An 18882-nucleotide genomic window follows, 5' to 3' on the forward strand; every position below is an offset into this window, starting at 1 on the left:
TTACCTCCTAAAAGTGATGTGAGCAGTACATCATATCACAAGAGGACAGGGAAAGCCATATATTTCAAACTGCCTTATAGAACGGCCCACCTGCCCTATATGAGGCGCATTTAGCCCATTAGCGCATGGAGCACAAAGTTCGCTACGAACAGCCCGGCAATCCCGTACAGCGCCGGCGGGACGTCCTTGCCTTTGCCTGTAGCCAGCTTCACAACCGGGTAAGTGATGAACCCAAACGCCATCCCGTCCACGATGCTGTAGGTGAATGGAATCATCACCATAATCAGAAATGCGGGGAACAGCTCCGTCATGTCGCTGAGATCCATCTCGCGCACACTCTGGACCATAAGTCCGCCGATCACGATCAGAATCGGCGCAATTGCGCTGTCCGGCACATAAGCCAGCAGCGGAATGAACAGGAATGTCGCCCCGAACAAGAGACCGGTGACGAGCGAGGTTAAGCCGGTGCGTCCGCCGGCAGCGATGCCGGCTGTAGATTCGGCAGCGGCTACTACGGGACTGCTGCCGAACAGGCCTGCCGCGATGTTTGCGATGGATAGCGCCCGCAGACTGCTTTTGAAGCGTTCCGGACGGCCTATCATCAGCGTCTGCGAGGAGATCAGGCCGATGTTCTCGAAGACAACGATCAGCAGCAGCAGGAATATGGCGATCCAGAAGACAAGGCTGATGAATCCGCTCCATTGCATACTGGCGAACACATCGCCATATCCGCTGAACACATGTCCGGATTCGGTATTCTCAGGCCCATGAGCCGCTCCCAGCAGGTAGGCCAGGCCTGTCCCCGCCAGCATGCTGATCAGCAGGCCGCCGCGCGTGCCGCGGATGAACAGGACCAGGGCGAGCAACAGCGTCACCACCGAGGTAATGACCGCAGGATCGCTGAAATGCCCGATGGCGACAAATGTCGTGGCATGGGCAATGACAATCCCGCTTTTTTGCAGGCCGATAAACGTCAGAAACAGACCGATTCCGACAGTAATCGCATGCTGCAGATTATGGGGTATGGCATCACTCAGTATGCGGTAGAGCGAAGTGAACGCTACAATGGCGAACAACACCCCCGTCACCACAACAACGGCAAGCGCCTCACGCCAATCCAGCTTCATAGAATGTACCAATGTATAGGTGAAAAAGGCATTGATGCCCATGCCCGGGACGACGATAATCGGCGTTTTCCCGCCAAAAGCCATCAGCAGACAGCCTGTAATCGCTGTCAGCAGCGTGGCCACCATTCCTGCACGCAGCGGCATGCCTGCATCATGCAGAATCGCCGCATTAACCATAACGATATATACCGAAGCGAAATACGATAGGATACCCGCCGCCCACTCCCGTTTCCAGTTGTCACCCGGCTCAAGTCCCACGCTATTCCGCCAAAAATTCGATTTCATTTAAAAACCTCCACTAGAGAACGTGAACTTAAGAATGTTATACAGATGCTTCAATAATGCCTTAAGATCAGGTATTAATTGCAGCCCCACTGCTCCATTCTTAAGTTTTCTTATTATGATGTTAAGTTCCGCTGGCTATTACCCCCGTTTGTCTGATCTGTAATCAGCCATCTCACGAGTATGCTGCTCCAGGCAGCAATAAAAGGGCATGCAGCGGGGAATCAGCTGCACGCCCTTGAATCCTGTCAAACCCTTATTCAAACGTGATACCGCCGGTTTCCAGCAAATCACGTACCGTAACACTAACCATAATCAGACCGACTACCGGAGGCACGAAGGACGTACTGGCCGGAGGCTGCTTCGCTTTGCGCCGGTCCGGCGCATTGGCAGGAACAATCTGCTCGGTGACATCCTCGCGCGGCTTCACAGGCTTTTCGGTTGAAAATACTACCTTAACGCCTTTCTTGATCCCTTCCTTGCGCAGCTTTGTGCGGATCACCCGCGCAATCGGGTCCATACTCGTCTTGGAAATATCGGCTACCTGGAAACGGGTAGGGTCCATCTTATTCGCCGCTCCCATGCTGGAGATCAACGGGATCTTCCGGGTCAGACATTCCTTGATCAGATGTATTTTGTAGATAATCGTATCCGAAGCATCAATGACATAATCCAGCTTGTATTTGAACAGCTCCTCATAGGTCTCTTCGGTATAGAACATGTTTAGGGCAATCGCTTCGCAGTCCGGGTTGATCAGCTTGACGCGGTCCACCATCAGATCGGTTTTGTTCTGGCCGATCGTCGTCGTCAGCGCATGGATCTGGCGGTTAATATTGGTGATATCGACCGAATCCTTATCAATCAGGATGATACGTCCGATACCAGTACGGGCGAGGGCCTCTACAGCCATCGCTCCCACTCCGCCAATCCCCAGCACAGCCACTGTGCTGTTCTTCATGATCTCGAGACCTTCCGGTCCGATCGCCAGTTCCGTACGCGAGAACTGATTCAGCATGATGTCAGCCTCCTTTAACAAGCCTGCGGGGCATAGTCGCTTAAGTCCGCTCTATGCCCCGTCAGCCATTTATGTTTTATTTCTTTTCTTTTTCCGGTTTTGGCGCCAATTTGATATGCAGCTGCTCGAGCTGTATAGCATCTACCGGGGACGGAGCGTCCATCAGCAGGTCGGTTGCACTTGCGGTCTTAGGGAAGGCAATGGTTTCACGCAGGTTCGTGCGTCCGGCCAGCAGCATGATCAGACGGTCGAAGCCGAAGGCAATCCCGCCGTGCGGAGGCGTGCCGTATTCGAAGGCATCCATGAGGTAGCCGAATTTCTCATACGCGAGTTCCTGTGTGAAGCCGAGAGCTTCGAACATTTTCTCCTGAACCTCACGTTTGTAGATACGCTGGGAGCCGCCGCCCACCTCGTAGCCGTTAAGCACGATGTCATAAGCCTGTGCGCGGATCGCGCCCGGATCCGTATCGAAGAGATGGAGGTCTTCATCCATCGGGCGTGTGAACGGATGATGCTCCGCCATGTAGCGCTTCTGGTCTTCGTCATAGCTGAGCAGCGGGAACTCTGTAACCCAGGCGAATTTGAACACACTGTCGTCGATCAGGCCAAGCTGACGGCCGATCTTCAGGCGGAGTGCGCCGAGTACATCGGCAACGACCTTCTTAGTGTCGGCGGAGAAGAGCAGCAGGTCGCCTTCTTCAGCACCCGTGCGTTCCTTCACGGCGGCAATTTCTTCTTCGGAGAAGAACTTCACAATCGGTCCTTTGAACTCGCCGTCTTTCACTTGAATCCAGGCCAGGCCTTTGGCGCCGTAACGTGCAGCGTAAGGTCCGAGATCATCAATTTCCTTACGGGTCCAAGTGCCGCAGCCCTTGGCGTTAAGGCATTTCACTTCTCCGCCTTTTTCGATCACGGAAGCGAACACCTTCACACCGCTGGCAGCAACGATATCGTTCATCTCTACCAGTTCCAGGCCAAACCGCAGGTCAGGCTTGTCCGAGCCGTATTTGCCGATAGCTTCAGCATAGGTCAGCCGCTGGAACGGAGTAGCAACCTCGACACCAATGGTTTCCTTCAGCAGTCGCTGCATCAGGGTTTCCATCATGGACAGCAATTCATCCTGCGGCATGAAGGAGGTCTCGATGTCGAACTGGGTGAATTCAGGCTGGCGGTCTGCGCGCAGATCCTCATCGCGGAAACAGCGGGCCATCTGGTAATAACGCTCGATGCCGCCGACCATCAGCAGCTGCTTATAGATCTGCGGAGACTGCGGAAGCGCGAAGAATTCCCCTTCATGCACACGGCTTGGCACGAGATAATCACGTGCGCCTTCCGGTGAGCTTTTGGTCAGAATCGGCGTTTCCACATCGATGAAGCCTTCGCTATCCAGGAAGTCGCGGAAGATCTTGGCCGCTTTCGAACGGAGCAGCAGCGTCTTGTGCATTTCCGGACGGCGCAGATCCAGGTAACGGTATTTCATCCGCAGCGATTCATCCACTTCCACACCGTCTTCGATGAAGAACGGAGGCGTCTTGGCAGCATTCAATACTTCAATATCTGTAATCTGCACTTCAATCTCGCCGGTCGGCAGGTTGCGGTTGATGGTTTCATCATCCCGTTTAACCACTTTGCCCGTTACGGCAAGCACGTATTCACTGCGCACCTTATCGGCAATCTGCAGCGCTTCTCCGGAATAGTCGGGGTTGAATACAATCTGTACAATCCCTGTGCGGTCGCGCAGGTCAATAAACAGCACGCCCCCAAGGTCACGGCGGGTCTGCACCCAACCGTTCAGTGTTACTGTCTCGCCGATGCTCGCCGTTGTTAATTGTCCACAGTTATGGCTTCTGGTCATCTTTTATCCTACCCCTTCATGGTTAAAATTACATGTAATTGACTGCCGCTTGCTCGCGGATATATCCATACTTAAATTCTATTTCAGCGCCTGCGCCAGCTCTTCCAGCTTGACGGTCCGCTGCTCGCCGGTTTCCATCGACTTCAGGGCGATCACGCCGCTGTTCAGCTCGTCTTCGCCAAGAATCGCCGTATACCGGGCCGACATGCGGTCCGCCGACTTCATCTGTGCCTTCATCTTCCGCCCCAGATAATCGCGTTCTGCGGAGAAGCCCAGGCTGCGCAGATGGAACAGCTGCTTCGTGATCTCCAGATCTGCGGCTTCACCAAGTGCGACAAAGTACACATCCAGCGGCTTCACTGCTTCCAGCTCAACCCCCTGATTCTCCAGAATCAGCAGAATACGCTCAAGGCCGATCCCGAAACCGATACCCGGCTGATCCGGTCCGCCGATCTCTTCCACTAGGCCGTTATACCGGCCGCCGCCGCCCACCGTGTCGATGGAGCCGATGCCTGCCGCTTTATACTCAAACGCTGTATGCGTGTAATAATCCAGGCCGCGTACCAGACGGGGGTTAATGCTGTACTCCACGCCCATCACGTCCAAATGGCCTTTCACCTTGGCAAAATGCTCTGTGCACTCCTCATCCAGACTGTCCAGAATTGACGGGGCACCGCCGAATTTATCCTGATCGACCTTGCAGTCCAGCACGCGCAGCGGATTACGCTCCATCCGGCGCTGGCAGTCGCTGCACAGGCTCTCTCTCATCGGTCTCAGGAAATCCAGCAGCTTCTCCCGGTACGCCGCGCGGCTAGGCGCGTTGCCCACGGAATTCAGCTCCACTCTCACATCCTTCAGCCCCAGATCAAGATAGAACTGGTACCCGAGCGAAATCACTTCCGCATCGATTGCCGGGTCCACTGCACCGAAGGCTTCGATGCCGAATTGGTGGAACTGGCGGTATCTGCCTGCCTGCGGACGTTCGTAGCGGAACATCGGGCCGATATAATACAGCTTGCTGACATCCGGCTCACCATAGAGCTTGTTCTGCACGTACGCCCGTACGACACCTGCTGTCCCTTCGGGACGCAGTGCCAGATCGCGGTCGCCTTTGTCCTTGAAGGTATACATTTCCCCTTCTACAATATCCGTTGTCTCGCCTACACCACGCTCAAACAGCCCGGTGTGCTCGAACAGCGGTGTGCGGATCTCCCGGTAGTTGAAGCGGCGGCAGAGATCTCTTGCTTTGCCCTCAACGTACTGCCATTTCTCTACTGCACCCGGAAGCACATCCTGCGTACCGGTTGGTTTCTCGAATCTTTCTTTAGCCACAGCCTATCCCTCCTGAAAATAACCCCTCTTGTTCCTCATGGAACCCATTGTCTCTGCTTCTAAAAACAACAAAAAATCCCCCGCCCTGTTTAATTACAAACAGGGACGAGGGATTATCATAACCAATAATTCACCCGTGGTACCACCCACATTCCGGACTTAAGCAGCTATGCTGCTCCAAATCCGCTCTAAGCGGTTAACGCCCGCCTACGCGCAATCGGCTACTGACTCTAGGCAACCTGCTGCTGCCTGCTTTCGCCGTGCGTTCTCGGGGAGGTCATTCATCCGTTCATCAACAGAATCCTTACAGCCGTGCGGATCAGGTGTTGCCGTCCATCACTTGGACAGCCGCCGGATCAGCGGGATTCCTCTCTGGGGTTGTGGGTTACGGATTACTTGGTCCCGTCATCAAAACAATATAACATACCGTATATTGTTAGATTCTACTGAACCACTGCGCTAAAGTCAAGGAATGAATTGAGTTCAGTTTGTATCCCGGCTCGCAGCCAGGGTGAGTCAGCTGGAGCAGCGCAAGCGCACATGGCCTGCGCAAGTACTGGGCGCAGCTCCTCAGGTTACTGCCCGACAGGAGGAATGAGATTCCGCTATTTGAACAAATCCGGCGAATTCGCGGGGCAAGCGGACTCAGATTCCGTTATGCGTCCAGAGATGCCTCATTTCGAGCTATTTATAGCGCGAAGCATGTAAATTCTTAGATTTCAAAAAAAATGACCTGCAGCCGATTGCTGCAGGTCCATCATCATATATTATAAAAAAGGGGGTCATGCTTCTATTATAAACACGCTATATTAAGGAATCATGAATGTAATATTACAGTTGCATTACAGAAAAGAAAGCGTTTTATTGAGTCGTACATGCCTGTGCCTGAACTCTACAAATTAGGTTACACTACAACCCTATTCCCTGTCTAGAGAATTCATGCCCTTCCCGCTTCCCTGCGGGCAAATAAATAGCTCCAGCCCCTCCTTAAGGGAGGACTGGAGCTGAATTGGTTACCCGGATTAAGCAGAGCCTTCTGCTTAATCAAAAATCTCCACATAGGCCTGCTTGCCGCGCAGAACCTCCACAACCTCATTGTAATGATTCTCAGCCACTTTGAGATCCATGACGTAATGCAGGTTCTCCAGATCACTGTTTGTCAAATCAGAGTCCCTGTGAACCTCACCCGCCGTTCGTTCATCATCTGTCCGGCCCAGATCATCATCAACAGTAACTCCAGGCACAATGGCTGCTCCTGTAAGCGGCCCTGTCGCGCCCCCTGCTGCGTAGACCCCTCCGGCAGCTGTAGCCGAAGTATTATAGGGAGCCAGCGGCATCAGAATATTGCGGCGGTTGTTTCCGCCGGTATCCAGAGGATCCGTCAGTGCCGACACTTCAATTCCTTCCACACCGTATGGAATCAGTGCGGTCTTGGCACCTTCCGCTGCATCTTCCGTGCTGAAATAGGCTTGGATTCTTTTAGTCATTGTAAATCCCTCCCAGTGGTTTGTTTAAATGTATTACAACACCTTAAGCAGCTCACGCACAAATGCGGGCTCATCCTTGGGTGTGCGTGAAGTAATATAATTGCCGTCCACGACGACCTCTTCATCCTTGAATTCCGCACCAGCATTGATGAGATCATCCTTCAGCGGAGGGTAGGAGGTAAGCGTACGGCCTTGTACCAGACCGGCACTGATCAGAATCTGCGGCCCGTGACAGATAGCAGCTATAGGCTTGCCGGCATTGTCCGCATCTTTTACAAATTGCAGGATATCCTGGTCAAGACGAAGGTTCTCCGGCGAAGATCCGCCCGGGATGACTACAGCATCATAATCTCCGGCTTTCACCTCGCTGACCGCTTTATCGGCGGCATAAGACACGCTGCCTTTTTTACCGAGCAGAGTCTCATTTTTCTTCAGACCAATAATCTCTGCCTGATGTCCTGCCTGCAGCACTTCTTCATAAGGCACCTTCATTTCGGAATCTTCAAAACCATTAGCGAGCAGAAATGCTACTTTACTCATTGAGATTAATTTCTCCTCTCTACGCTATTCTGTTCTCGTCATTCTATTACCCGCATTCCCCGGCTTTCTAACGAGCCCTCACAGGTTTCGCAAATTCCCGCCGGCTAAACACCATTTGTACGCTCCAAAAAACAGATAAATAAGCCGCCTTCCCTGCACTCATTACGTTCGCGGCAGAAGATTGCGGCTTGTTCCCTTAAGCACCGGCAGATCCCTCTGATCCCCGGCTCCTCTTGCCGTTACAGAAGCTTCCGTCATCGACCCCGCCGTATGACCCTGTATACTGTTCCATATCCATGCTTTCTGTGATTGTCTCATGCTACTGACTCCCCGCAACTTGTGAATATTATTGGTTCATCACTAGTTTATCCAGCAGGGGAGACCGTTATCCTATATCAAAAAAGACCCCACAACGTGGAGTCCTCACATCTAGCTGTAAAATTAGACCGGCATATCATGTCCGTTCTGCTGCCGCCTCTTTCAATGCCTAGCCCCGGCTGTCCAGCAGCAGGGTAACCGGTCCCCAGTTCGTCAGGGAGACGTCCATCATCGCTCCAAAAATACCGGTCTCCACCTGAAGCCCGCCTCTGCGCAGCTCCTGGTTGAAGTAGTCATAGAGCCGCTCTGCCTCCGCCGGAGCCGCCGCAGCCATGAAGTTGGGCCGCCGGCCTTTGCGGCAGTCCCCGTACAGGGTGAACTGGGACACGGACAGGACACTGCCTCCGGCATCCGTTACGCTGAAGTTCATTTTACCGGCGTCATCCTCAAAAATCCGCAGTCCGGCTACCTTGTCAGCCAAATACTTGGCATCCTTCTCCGTATCTCCATGGGTTACGCCGACCAGCAGCATCAGGCCCTCTCCAATCGCTCCGGTCACTGTTCCGTCTACCGTCACACTGGAATTCTTGCAGCGCTGCACAACCACTCTCATAACATCCTTCAGCTCCTTGCCTGGTTACCTTCATGCCTTAGCCTTATTGCATAATGCGGTTAACCGTATATACATCCTTCACGCGCTTGACCTTATCCACCACAGACTGCAGATGATCGGTGTTGCGGATCAGAATCGTCATATGAATCATTGCCATCTTGTTCTTGTCGGAGCGTCCGGTAACCGCCGAGATATTGGTCTTGCTCTCCGATACGGCCTGCAGCACTTCATTCAGCAGTCCGTTGCGGTCATGACCCGTAATCTCAATATCGACGCTATAGTTAGCCTCCATGCTGCCTTCCCACTCCACTTCGATGACGCGGGCTGATTCCTCGCCGTCCCCTTCACCCGGAATGTTCGGACAATCCTCACGGTGTACGGATACACCGCGTCCGCGGGTTACATAACCGATAATATCGTCGCCCGGCACGGGATTACAACATCGCGCGAAGCGTACAAGCAGATTATCTATCCCCTTAACGCGCACGCCGTTGGTCGGCTGATTGCGCTTCTCTCCGCTGGATTTGATCTCCTTCATCTCAGAAGTAAGCTCCAGATGACCGGCAGCTTCTTCCTGGTCCTTACGCAGCTTCTCGGTCAGCTTGGAGGCAATCTGCGCGGCTGTAATCCCGCCAAAACCTACTGCGGACAGCATATCCTCTACATCATTAAAGGCAAATTTCTTCGCCGCTTCTGACAATTTATCTTCCGTCAGCCAGTCAGAGATCTCCACGTTGAGGCGCTTCAGCTCGCGTTCGATCGCTTCGCGGCCTTTTTCAACGTTCTCTTCCCGCTTCTCCTTCTTGAACCATTGCTTGATCTTGCTGCGTGCATGTGAAGACTGGGCAATCTTCAGCCAGTCCCGGCTCGGCCCGTACGAGTTCTTCGAGGTCAGAATCTCCACGATATCCCCGGTCTTCAGCTTATGGTCAAGCGGTACGATGCGCCCGTTGACCTTGGAGCCGATCGTCCGGTTGCCGACCTCTGTATGGATACGGAACGCGAAATCAAGCGGCACAGAGCCTGCAGGCAGCTCTACAACCTCACCCTTAGGCGTGAACACGAAGACGAGGTCGGAGAAAAAGTCCATTTTGAGCGATTCCACGAATTCTTCGGCATCCTTGGCTTCATGCTGCAGCTCCAGAATCTCGCGGAAGAATGGCATCCGGTTCTCCGGATTCACATTGTTGCTGCTGCCTTCCTTATACGCCCAATGCGCGGCAATCCCGAATTCAGCAGTACGGTGCATCTCCCAGGTGCGGATCTGCACTTCTGTAGGCTCCCCGCCCGGACCCACTACCGTTGTATGCAAAGACTGATACATATTCGCCTTGGGCATGGCAATATAATCCTTGAACCGGCCAGGCATCGGCTTCCAAAGAGTATGGATAATTCCTAACGTAGCATAACAATCCTTAATATTGTCGACGATAATGCGGATGGCCAGCAGATCATAGATTTCGTTGAACTGCTTGTTCTTGGTGCTCATCTTGTTATAGACACTGTAAATATGCTTCGGGCGTCCCGAAAGATCGCCTTCGATGCCCATTTCATCCAGCTTGGCGCGGATTCGCCCGATAACGCTGTCGATAAACTGCTCACGTTCTGCCCGTTTCTTGTGTACAAGATTGGCAATCCGGTAGTACTGCTGCGGATTCAGATAACGGAGGGCAATATCCTCCATCTCCCATTTAATCGCAGAGATCCCCAAGCGGTCTGCAATGGGACAAAAAATCTCCAGAGTCTCATAGGAAATACGGCGCTGGCTCTCTTCCGACTGGTACTTGAGCGTGCGCATATTATGCAGACGGTCCGCCAGCTTGATCACAATGACCCGGATATCCTGAGCCATAGCGATGAACATTTTGCGGTAATTCTCGTTCTGCTGCTCTTCCTTGGAGCGGAACCGGATGCGTTCCAGCTTGGTCAGACCATCCACCAGCATTGCGCAGGTATCGCCAAATTTCGCGCGGATCTGGTCCAGTGACACCGTCGTATCTTCTACAACATCATGTAACAGCGCTGCAATAATAGATATAACATCCATTTGCATATTGACGACAATATCTGCGACCGCCAGCGGATGCAGAATGTATGGCTCCCCCGATTTCCGAACCTGCCCGTGATGAGCCTGATCGGCAAACTCATAAGCTTCCCGGATGCGGAGAAGATCTTTTTCTTTTATATAGGCGCCGGCCTTTTCGGTTAATTGCTCTATGCCCATTCTCGTCGTATCCGTTTCCCTTCTATAATAAAATGAACCCGCAAGCCGTGCAGAATTTGCAGGTTCCATATGTTCCAAACTGCACTACGCACAGATTAAAGTTGTCTATAATTATGACGCTTACGGAGGATTACGTCAACACTTGCCATAGCGTGGTATTCCTGTAAGGGAAAGGGACAAGAAAAGACAATTTTGTGGCGCGCGCAAAAATGTTGTTGTAAAAAGGCGCCGATCTATTTAATCTAGTAAAGGCGGTTTTTTAGCGCCAGGCTTACATCAAATTAGATCAGAAAGAGAAGTGAACTCCATTGCAACGCGAAATTCAAGTTAACGAAAGACTCCCTTGGGGCCCGGGTTTCCTCCTGAGTCTTCAGCATTTGTTCGCCATGTTCGGCAGCACAGTGCTTGTTCCCAACCTGTTCGGGGTAGATCCCGGCATGATCCTGCTGATGAATGGTATCGGCACATTGCTTTACATTTGGATCTGCCGCGGCAAAATCCCCGCATATCTTGGCTCAAGCTTTGCTTTTATTTCGCCGGTACTTATGGTCCTGGCTAAACACACAGACGATCATGAGCATGGATATTCGCTTGCACTTGGCGCATTTATTGTTACCGGTGTTATTTTTATTCTAGTCGCTTTGATCGTGCGTTATGCGGGCACCGGCTGGATTAATGTCGTATTTCCTCCGGCAGTTATGGGCGCTATCGTAGCCACCATCGGACTGGAGCTCGTTCCTGTTGCAGCACGCATGGCCGGACTGATTGCTCCTGAAGGTGTGGCCGTCACAGACTGGATTCCGGATGGCAAAGCTATTACCTTGTCCATGGTCACGCTTGGCGTTACCGTACTCGGCTCCGTGTTATTCCGCGGCTTCCCCAAAATCATTCACATCCTCATCGGTATCGTTACCGGTTATGTACTCGCTTATATCCTGGGTCAGGTAAATACTGGTGCTATCTCTGAAGCCCATTTCCTGTCCCACCCAACGATTATCACCCCATCCTTCGACTGGCAGGTTATCTTGACGATCATCCCTGTATCGCTTGTTGTTATCGTTGAGCATATCGGCCACCTGCTGGTTACCAGCAACATTGTCGGTAAAGACCTGACCAAAGATCCCGGACTGGACCGCTCACTGATGGGTAACGGGATTTCCACGGTACTCTCCGGATTCCTGGGGTCCACCCCGAATACCACTTATGGTGAAAATATCGGCGTTATGGCGCTGACCAAGGTGTACTCGGTATATGTAATCGGCGGCGCTGCAGTGATTGCCATCCTGCTCTCGTTCTCCGGTACGTTCTCGTCCGTCATTGCCAATATCCCGCAGCCGGTCATGGGCGGTGTATCCCTACTGCTGTTCGGTGTAATTGCCGCATCGGGTCTGCGTATTTTCGTAGAGCAGAAGGTCGATTTCTCCAAAGCCACCAACATGATTCTGGCTACTCTGGTACTGGTGGTGGGTATCAGCGGCATCACATTAACGGTTGGCGGTGTACAGCTGAAAGGTATGGCATTGGCAACTATCGTCGGTATGCTCCTCTCCCTGCTCTTCAAGCTGTTTGAAGTTCTCGGCTTGTCCAATGAACAGGAAGCAGATAAATCCGCTCATTAAGCCCTGAATACTTATATATAGAAGAAACTTGATTATACAGTACTTTTGCAGCTCTGCAAATGCAATATAAATGGCTTCTCATATTTAATCTAAAAAGCGGACTGCTGTCCTTAAATCGACAGCAGTCCGCTTTTTATTTCCCGGGAAAAGTTATCCGGGTGAATTAATCCTCGTAAGTCAACAGGGTAACCACTTCAATATCCGACAGCTTATTGCGTCCGGCCAGAGCGGTTAGTTCAATCAGGAAGGCAGCGCCGACAACTTGTCCGCCAAGCTGTTCCACGAGGCTTACTGAAGTAGCGATAGTACCGCCGGTAGCGAGCAGATCATCGGCAATCAGAACCTTCTGCCCCGGCTGGATAGCATCCGTGTGTACAGCAAGGGTATCTTTGCCGTATTCCAAATCGTATCCCACTTCAATCGTCTCGTAAGGAAGCTTGCCGCTTTTGCGGATAGGCACGAAGCCAACACCCAGTGCATACGCCAGCGGTGCGCCTACTACAAAGCCGCGCGCTTCCGGTCCTGCAATGACATCAATCTCCAGATGGGCAACGAGAGCCTTAAGCTCATCAATAGCCGCACGGTACTTGGCGCCGTCTTTAAGCAGGGTAGTAATATCCTTAAAGCTGATTCCCGGCTGCGGGAAATCCGGAATCACACGAATACTGTCTTTGAAATCCAAAAGTATCATCTCCTAAAAGTTATGAGGATAGGATATCCTCACCTGAATTCTCTGTAAAAGCTCTTACTCCGAAAGCACGCTACACCCTTTACGAGGCGCCTAGCCGGCGTGACAGCATGAATTCCTGAAGTTCGCCGCGGCTGCCTTCCATGAAATACTGCTCCATTTCAGCAGTCTTGCCCAGCCTGACGAAGTGCTCTGACGCCGTCAGGCTCTTGGCGGCAGGCTTCTTGACAAAGGTAATGCTTCCTCCGCTGCGTTCAATGAAATCAAGCTCAGCGAACACATCAAGCATCCTGCCCAGCATACGCACACCCAGTGCAGACTGGCGGCTGAGCCGCAGCAGCACTTCATGCTCGGGGGTTGCGGTTATTGCGATCGAGGCGATCAATTTATATAACGACTTGAAATGATCCCGCGTAGGAACCTGCAGCCGGTCACGGCCGTCGCGGATCGAATGCAGCAGGGCAATATTCTCTGTGCGGGGAAACGCAGTGAACAGTGCTTCCAGCTGCTCCGGCGTTTCCGGCATATCCAGCAGACAGAGCAGTGTTATCTCTGCTTCGTCATTCCCCGGCTCACCCTGATGCACCTGTGAAATTCCGGCATCCTCATCGTAGACCCACAGCGACATGCCCTTCAGCTCGCGCAGTGGAGACCTGCGGCTGTTCTGAAAGACCGCTGCTGTCTTAACCGGGCTGCTGCCGCTGTACGAACGGAGCAGCTCCTGAATATGCGCCGCCTGCTTAACCGCGTCAGCAGCACCGCGCAGGTCGAACAGCTGCGCGGCAGGCACTGCAAGATCCTGCAGCATCAGCTGAGGCTTGCGTGAGCCGTTCCATTCATTGACCGACAGCTCAGCCAGTACATCAATGACTGTACCATCAGGCAGCAGATCAGCCAGGGAACCCTTACCGAAGGCCACCGCTTCGATCGTCACCTTATCCTGCTGCAGGACAAGCTTCAGATGCTTGCCGTCCTGGCCCATCTTGCGGGTCTCCTTCACTGCAGCTCCGCGCAGAATGAATCTCGGCAGCGGGTTAGCCATCCCGAAGGGGGCAAGCCGCTCCAGTTCAAGCGCAGCCTGCAGTGACAAATCAGCAATCGAGACCTCACCGTCTGCAGCCGTCACGGCTACAAAGTCCTCTGGTGTCAGGATAGATGCAGCATATGCATTAAGCGCTGCATCAAAATCTTCCAGCTTGTCCTGCGGCAGGCTCATTCCGGCCGCAGCCGGATGCCCGCCGAAATGGTCCATTAATCCGGCGCATGAGGATAACGCCGCATAGATATCCAGTCCGGGGATCGAGCGGGCAGAGCCTTTGCACATCCCTGTATCCGGGTAAATGTCCAGAATAATAACCGGACGATAATATTTTTCCAGCAGCTTAGAAGCCACAATCCCAACAACGCCGACATTCCAGCCCTGCTCAGCCAGCACAATAATATCTGGAAGCCCGGTTTGACTGATTCTCTGCTCCAGCTTCTCCGTAGCTTCCCCTACAATTCTCTCGACGACCAGTTGACGTTCCTTATTCAGGAGGTCAAGCTCTCCGGCAAATTGTTCTGCCTCTTCAGCATCTGCGGTAGTGAGCAGTGTAACCGCCCGCCCGGCATGGTCCAGCCTTCCGCTGGCATTAATGCGCGGAGCCATGCCGAAGGCAATATTAACAGCACTCACCGTACTCATCGTAATTCCGCAGACGGAGAGCAGCGCCCGAATTCCCGGAAACGGCGAATTCCGCATGCTGGTTAGCCCCCGGCGTACTAGACTCCGGTTCTCCCCAAGCAGCGGCATCAGATCCGCAACGGTACCGATAGCGGCAATCTCACACCATTCTTCAGGAACTCCGCTGCCCAGAAGGGCCTCCGCCAGCTTGTAAGCTACACCCACTCCGGCCAGCCCCTTGAAAGGATACGGGCAGTCCGGCAGTTTCGGATTAATGAGTGCATAAGCCTCAGGCAACAGCTCCGGCGGCTCATGATGATCCGTGACTATGACATCAATGCCCAGCTCTGAAGCGTAAGCAATCTGATGGTAGGCACTAATACCAGTATCCACAGTAATAACGAGAGATACTCCCTGCTGCAGCGCCCAATCGAGCGCATGATTATGCAGACCGTAGCCTTCATTGGAACGATGCGGGATATAAATGTCAAAAGAAGCACCCAGATGACGCAGAAGAAAGATCATCAGCGCAGTACTGGACACCCCGTCTGCATCATAATCGCCATACACCAGAATATGTTCTTCATCTTGCAATGCCTTTCGAATCCGCGGCACAGCCTCGGCCATTCCTTTGAGCAGGAATGGATCATGACTATCCTCCACTCCGCCATCCATGAATACCAGCGCCTTATCGGCAGTATCCATGCCTCTTTGCACGAGCAGTGAGGACAGAAGCGGAGAAATAGAAAGGCTCCGGGCCAGTTCCCGGTTTTTCTCGGGATCGGCTGCCGGAGATTGCCATCTTGTTTTTGAATGAAGCAATACAGCTCACCTTTCTCTCACCTTGCAGACTACTGAAGCAGCGTGGGAATATCATTATCCACGAGCTCATGGTTGCTTTTATAGGGATAACCCGGGTCATACGGCACAACATCCATTTGAACCTCGCCAACATGAACGAACCGGTGCTGCAGCAGCTTCCGGGCGCATTCCGAGATATCCTGAGCTTCCAGCACGCTAATCCGCGGATTTACGCTGATCGTGACATGAAGATTCACATAACTGCCTTCCTCCATTGCCTTAAGCTGCTCCACCCGGATGACTCCATGCACACGCTGGACGGTCTCAATGAAGCTGGCGGCTTCCTCGGAAGGAAGCTCCTGAATCTTTTTGCTGTAGACAGAGGAAGTAATTAGAGAATAGCCTTTGCGGATAACCAGACATCCGGTCAGCAGTGCGGCAATCGGGTCCATATAAAGCATTGGATGCCAATTGAAATACCCGCCCGTCATGGCCAGAGCAATACCAATAAATACGGTTATGGAAGTATATAGACTGAAACGGTGGGTATCCGCATACGCGGCATGACTGCCATCGTTCTTTTTTTTATAATAACGGTATTGATATTGAAAGATAGCCTCTTTGAACACAATGCAAATCAAGACGGTTACAAGTGCCGACTGCCCAGGTGCCGATAAATGTCCTCGGGTTAAATCACGAATGGCCGAGAAAGCAATCTGCAGCCCGCCCATAAGAATAAGCACAGAAAAAAGAATGGCCGCCATCGGCTCTTTATTTCGTTGACCGGCCCGGCTGCCCGATGATCCTGCATACTTGTGACTCTGCTTCGAATTCCACGGAATAACCCCTGCCAGTTTGGCGGCGGCATCTGCTCCGGAATAGATGGCATCCCCCATCAATGCTTTGCTGCCTGAAAGATAACCGAAGGCGCCTTTGGCCAGAGCCAGCCCAACATCACTGAGGATTCCGGTCCAGACAACGGTGTCTTTTGCAGCTAATTGTTTGTCATTCATAACGAGGCCCTCCTTACCACTAGCAAGTAATCTCATGATGATGAAACCAGCTAAGATGCTGATCCAAAGATTCCGAAAAGCCGCGTCGCTTGTGACACGGCTTTCCGGGAAACTTAAGTTTTAGGCTTTGGCCGGGTTGCTCTTTACCGGTGTCTTCTGGCGTTTCTTGAGCAGCAGCCAGAGCGGGCTTGCAATAAAGATCGAAGAATAGGCTCCGAAGAGCAAACCGATTACCATGGCAAGTGAGAACATTTTGATCGACTCTCCGCCCATAATCAGCAGGAAGAATGCGGCAATAAATACCGTAAAGGCTGTATACAGTGAGCGCATGAGGGTCTGGGACACACTCTTATTGACCAGGGACTTAAGATCCTCATACGACTTCTGTTTACCGAACCGCAGGTTCTCGCGGATCCGGTCGAAGATAACGATCGTATCATTAATGGAATAACCGATAATGGTCAGCACCGCAACAATGAAGGTCAGGTCTACCTCCAGACGGAAGATGGAGAAGATCGCTACAACCATAAAGGCATCATGGAGCAGCGCCACGATGGAAGCCAGCGCAAACCGCCATTCAAAGCGGATACTGACATAAATAATAATCCCGATACTGGACAGAAGCACAGAATAGATCGCATTGCGGGCCAATTCCTTAGCCATCTCTGTATCTACTGTGTTGACTTCGAAAGATGCCTGATCGTCAATCTTGTTGATTGCCGTTTTCAGGGTTTCACTCTGAGTATCATCCAGTTCTTCATCGTAGCGGATATTAACCCGTTTATCCCCGACGGTAATTGTAGGATCATGACCAATTCCAGCTTCATCCAACGCCGGCTGCAGCTGAGCCAGCGTCATGCTCTTGGAGAGAGCCACGTCCACGTTGGACCCGGCCTTGAAATCAACGCTGTAATTCAGGCCGAAGGTTGCCAGAAAGACCAGACCCGCCACAGTAAGGGCGATGGAGAAAATATAGAAAAATTTACTTAAATGTACGAAATCAAGCTCTTTCTTAAAGCGCACTGATGTCACTCTCCTTTACCCCAAATTGCTTCGGCTTTTTGAGTGCGCCGGCTTTAACCAGCACTGTCAGCAGCCAGTGGGCAAAATAAAGGTTTGTTACAATACTAAGTACAATTTCCACGATCAGAATCAGCGCGAAGCCTTTAACCGCACCTGTACCGAAGGCGAACATGACAGCCGCTACAATGATCGTAGTGACATTCGCGTCCATAACGGTACGGAATGAAGTTTTGTTACCTGCTTTGACGGAAGACAAAATACTCTTACCGCTGCGCATTTCTTCCCTAATCCGTTCATTGGTAATGATATTGGCATCGACCGCCATCCCTATACCGAGAATGAACGCGGCAATACCGGGAAGGGTCAAGGTGAAATCAGCTATAACGAACACCAGAATCAACAGCCAGGTATGAAGAATCAGCGCGAAGCTGGCCAGTACACCCGGAAGACGATACATAAACATCATGAAGACCAGAATGATCAGGGAACCCACAATACCTGCTTTAACCGTTTGGTCAAGAGACTGTTTACCAAGTGTTGCCCCTACGCTCTGGGAATATTTCTCCGTAAGCTTCAGCGGCAATGCACCGAGATTGATCGTATCTGCAATCTCACGGGCCTCATCCAGTGTATATCCCCCTGATATGGAAGCTTTACCATCGGTCAGGACTGCCCTAACATAAGGAGGCTCGGACAATAATGTCTCATCCAGATAAATGGCGAGTTGCTTACCCAGGAGACGTTCAGTAATTTCCGCAAATTTATCTTTGTCCTTAATAGAGATGCTGATCTCCGGACGGTTGAGGTTATCGCGTTGCACGTCTGCCGCGCCTTCAACAAAATCACTGCCTACCAGTTCAATCTTGCTGAAGACTCCGGGTGCATCACCATCAGCGGCACTGCGGAAGGTTAGAACTGCAGGTTCTTTCATTTTTTTGCGGACCTCGGCTTCGTCAGTAACGCCCGCAATCTTCAGACGGATGCGGTCCGTACCTTCGGTTGTAACCTCAGGCTCGCTTGTTCCGAGTGCATTCGCCCGTTTCTCCAGGCTCTCCGCTGTTTTTTGCAGCGAAGCACGGGTCAGGGTTCCTCCCGTATCCATGGGCTCGGCGTGGTACAGAATCTCAAATCCGCCCTTCAGGTCAAGACCTAGACGGACCTTGTCCAGCAGCCCGGGAGTTGTAAATCCCATGACGCCGGTTAGAACGACCACGGTGATGATAAAGCTCAACATTCTCTTCATGCTCTAGCTAGTTCCCCTTTCATTACTCAATATTCCTAT

Annotated in this window: 15 protein-coding genes; 1 reads left to right on the plus strand and 14 read right to left on the minus strand. The window is 52.2% G+C overall.

Annotated features, from left to right (window positions below):
• Window positions 1-110 precede the first annotated feature (110 nt).
• From R50912_RS25325 to R50912_RS25360, 9 genes are all read right to left on the minus strand, one after another.
• Window positions 111-1412, minus strand: coding sequence for an NCS2 family permease (locus tag R50912_RS25325; RefSeq protein WP_042238696.1), 1302 nt, complete (start codon window positions 1410-1412; stop codon window positions 111-113).
• Window positions 1413-1665: 253 nt separating this feature from the next.
• Window positions 1666-2424, minus strand: a complete 759-nt coding sequence (locus tag R50912_RS25330; protein ID WP_042238698.1) for a tRNA threonylcarbamoyladenosine dehydratase — start codon at window positions 2422-2424, stop codon at window positions 1666-1668.
• 76 nt (window positions 2425-2500) lie between these two features.
• On the minus strand, window positions 2501-4279 hold the full coding sequence (aspS, locus tag R50912_RS25335; RefSeq protein ID WP_042238700.1) for an aspartate--tRNA ligase: 1779 nt from the start codon (window positions 4277-4279) through the stop codon (window positions 2501-2503).
• Window positions 4280-4357: 78 nt separating this feature from the next.
• Window positions 4358-5611: a histidine--tRNA ligase gene (gene hisS, locus R50912_RS25340; protein ID WP_042238702.1), complete on the minus strand. Its 1254-nt coding sequence runs from the start codon at window positions 5609-5611 to the stop codon at window positions 4358-4360.
• Between the two features lie 1040 nt (window positions 5612-6651).
• Window positions 6652-7098, minus strand: coding sequence for a hypothetical protein (locus R50912_RS25345; RefSeq protein ID WP_042238703.1), 447 nt, complete (start codon window positions 7096-7098; stop codon window positions 6652-6654).
• Between the two features lie 33 nt (window positions 7099-7131).
• Window positions 7132-7638, minus strand: coding sequence for a type 1 glutamine amidotransferase domain-containing protein (locus R50912_RS25350; RefSeq protein WP_042238705.1), 507 nt, complete (start codon window positions 7636-7638; stop codon window positions 7132-7134).
• Window positions 7639-7800: 162 nt separating this feature from the next.
• Window positions 7801-7956 (minus strand): hypothetical protein, encoded by a 156-nt coding sequence (locus R50912_RS35295; protein ID WP_156123324.1) that lies wholly within the window; start codon window positions 7954-7956, stop codon window positions 7801-7803.
• A 169-nt stretch (window positions 7957-8125) separates the two neighbouring features.
• A complete protein-coding gene (gene dtd, locus R50912_RS25355; protein WP_042238708.1) occupies window positions 8126-8569 on the minus strand; it encodes a D-aminoacyl-tRNA deacylase in 444 nt (147 codons plus the stop codon).
• A 43-nt stretch (window positions 8570-8612) separates the two neighbouring features.
• Window positions 8613-10793 carry a RelA/SpoT family protein gene (locus tag R50912_RS25360; RefSeq protein ID WP_039294505.1) on the minus strand — a complete coding sequence of 727 codons (2181 nt, stop codon included), beginning with the start codon at window positions 10791-10793 and terminating at the stop codon, window positions 8613-8615.
• Between the two features lie 308 nt (window positions 10794-11101).
• On the opposite strand from R50912_RS25360, the gene uraA reads away from it, so the two are divergent.
• On the plus strand, window positions 11102-12412 hold the full coding sequence (gene uraA / locus R50912_RS25365) for a uracil permease (RefSeq protein ID WP_042238712.1): 1311 nt from the start codon (window positions 11102-11104) through the stop codon (window positions 12410-12412).
• A gap of 163 nt (window positions 12413-12575) precedes the next feature.
• Here the strand turns inward: uraA and R50912_RS25370 are convergent, their stop codons facing one another.
• From R50912_RS25370 to secD, 5 genes are all read right to left on the minus strand, one after another.
• Window positions 12576-13094: an adenine phosphoribosyltransferase gene (locus R50912_RS25370; protein ID WP_039294499.1), complete on the minus strand. Its 519-nt coding sequence runs from the start codon at window positions 13092-13094 to the stop codon at window positions 12576-12578.
• A gap of 88 nt (window positions 13095-13182) precedes the next feature.
• Window positions 13183-15585, minus strand: coding sequence for a single-stranded-DNA-specific exonuclease RecJ (gene recJ / locus R50912_RS25375; RefSeq protein ID WP_042238714.1), 2403 nt, complete (start codon window positions 15583-15585; stop codon window positions 13183-13185).
• 29 nt (window positions 15586-15614) lie between these two features.
• On the minus strand, window positions 15615-16577 hold the full coding sequence (locus R50912_RS25380; protein WP_042238716.1) for a cation diffusion facilitator family transporter: 963 nt from the start codon (window positions 16575-16577) through the stop codon (window positions 15615-15617).
• A 120-nt stretch (window positions 16578-16697) separates the two neighbouring features.
• Entirely contained in the window at window positions 16698-17600 is a 903-nt protein-coding gene (gene secF / locus R50912_RS25385; RefSeq protein ID WP_042238718.1) for a protein translocase subunit SecF, read from the minus strand.
• Window positions 17590-18843 (minus strand): protein translocase subunit SecD, encoded by a 1254-nt coding sequence (gene secD, locus R50912_RS25390; protein ID WP_039294486.1) that lies wholly within the window; start codon window positions 18841-18843, stop codon window positions 17590-17592. The genes secF and secD overlap by 11 nt, the downstream gene beginning before the upstream one ends.
• Window positions 18844-18882: the final 39 nt, after the last annotated feature.

It is taken from the genome of Paenibacillus sp. FSL R5-0912, assembly GCF_000758605.1.
In the GTDB taxonomy this organism is placed as follows: domain Bacteria; phylum Bacillota; class Bacilli; order Paenibacillales; family Paenibacillaceae; genus Paenibacillus_AQ.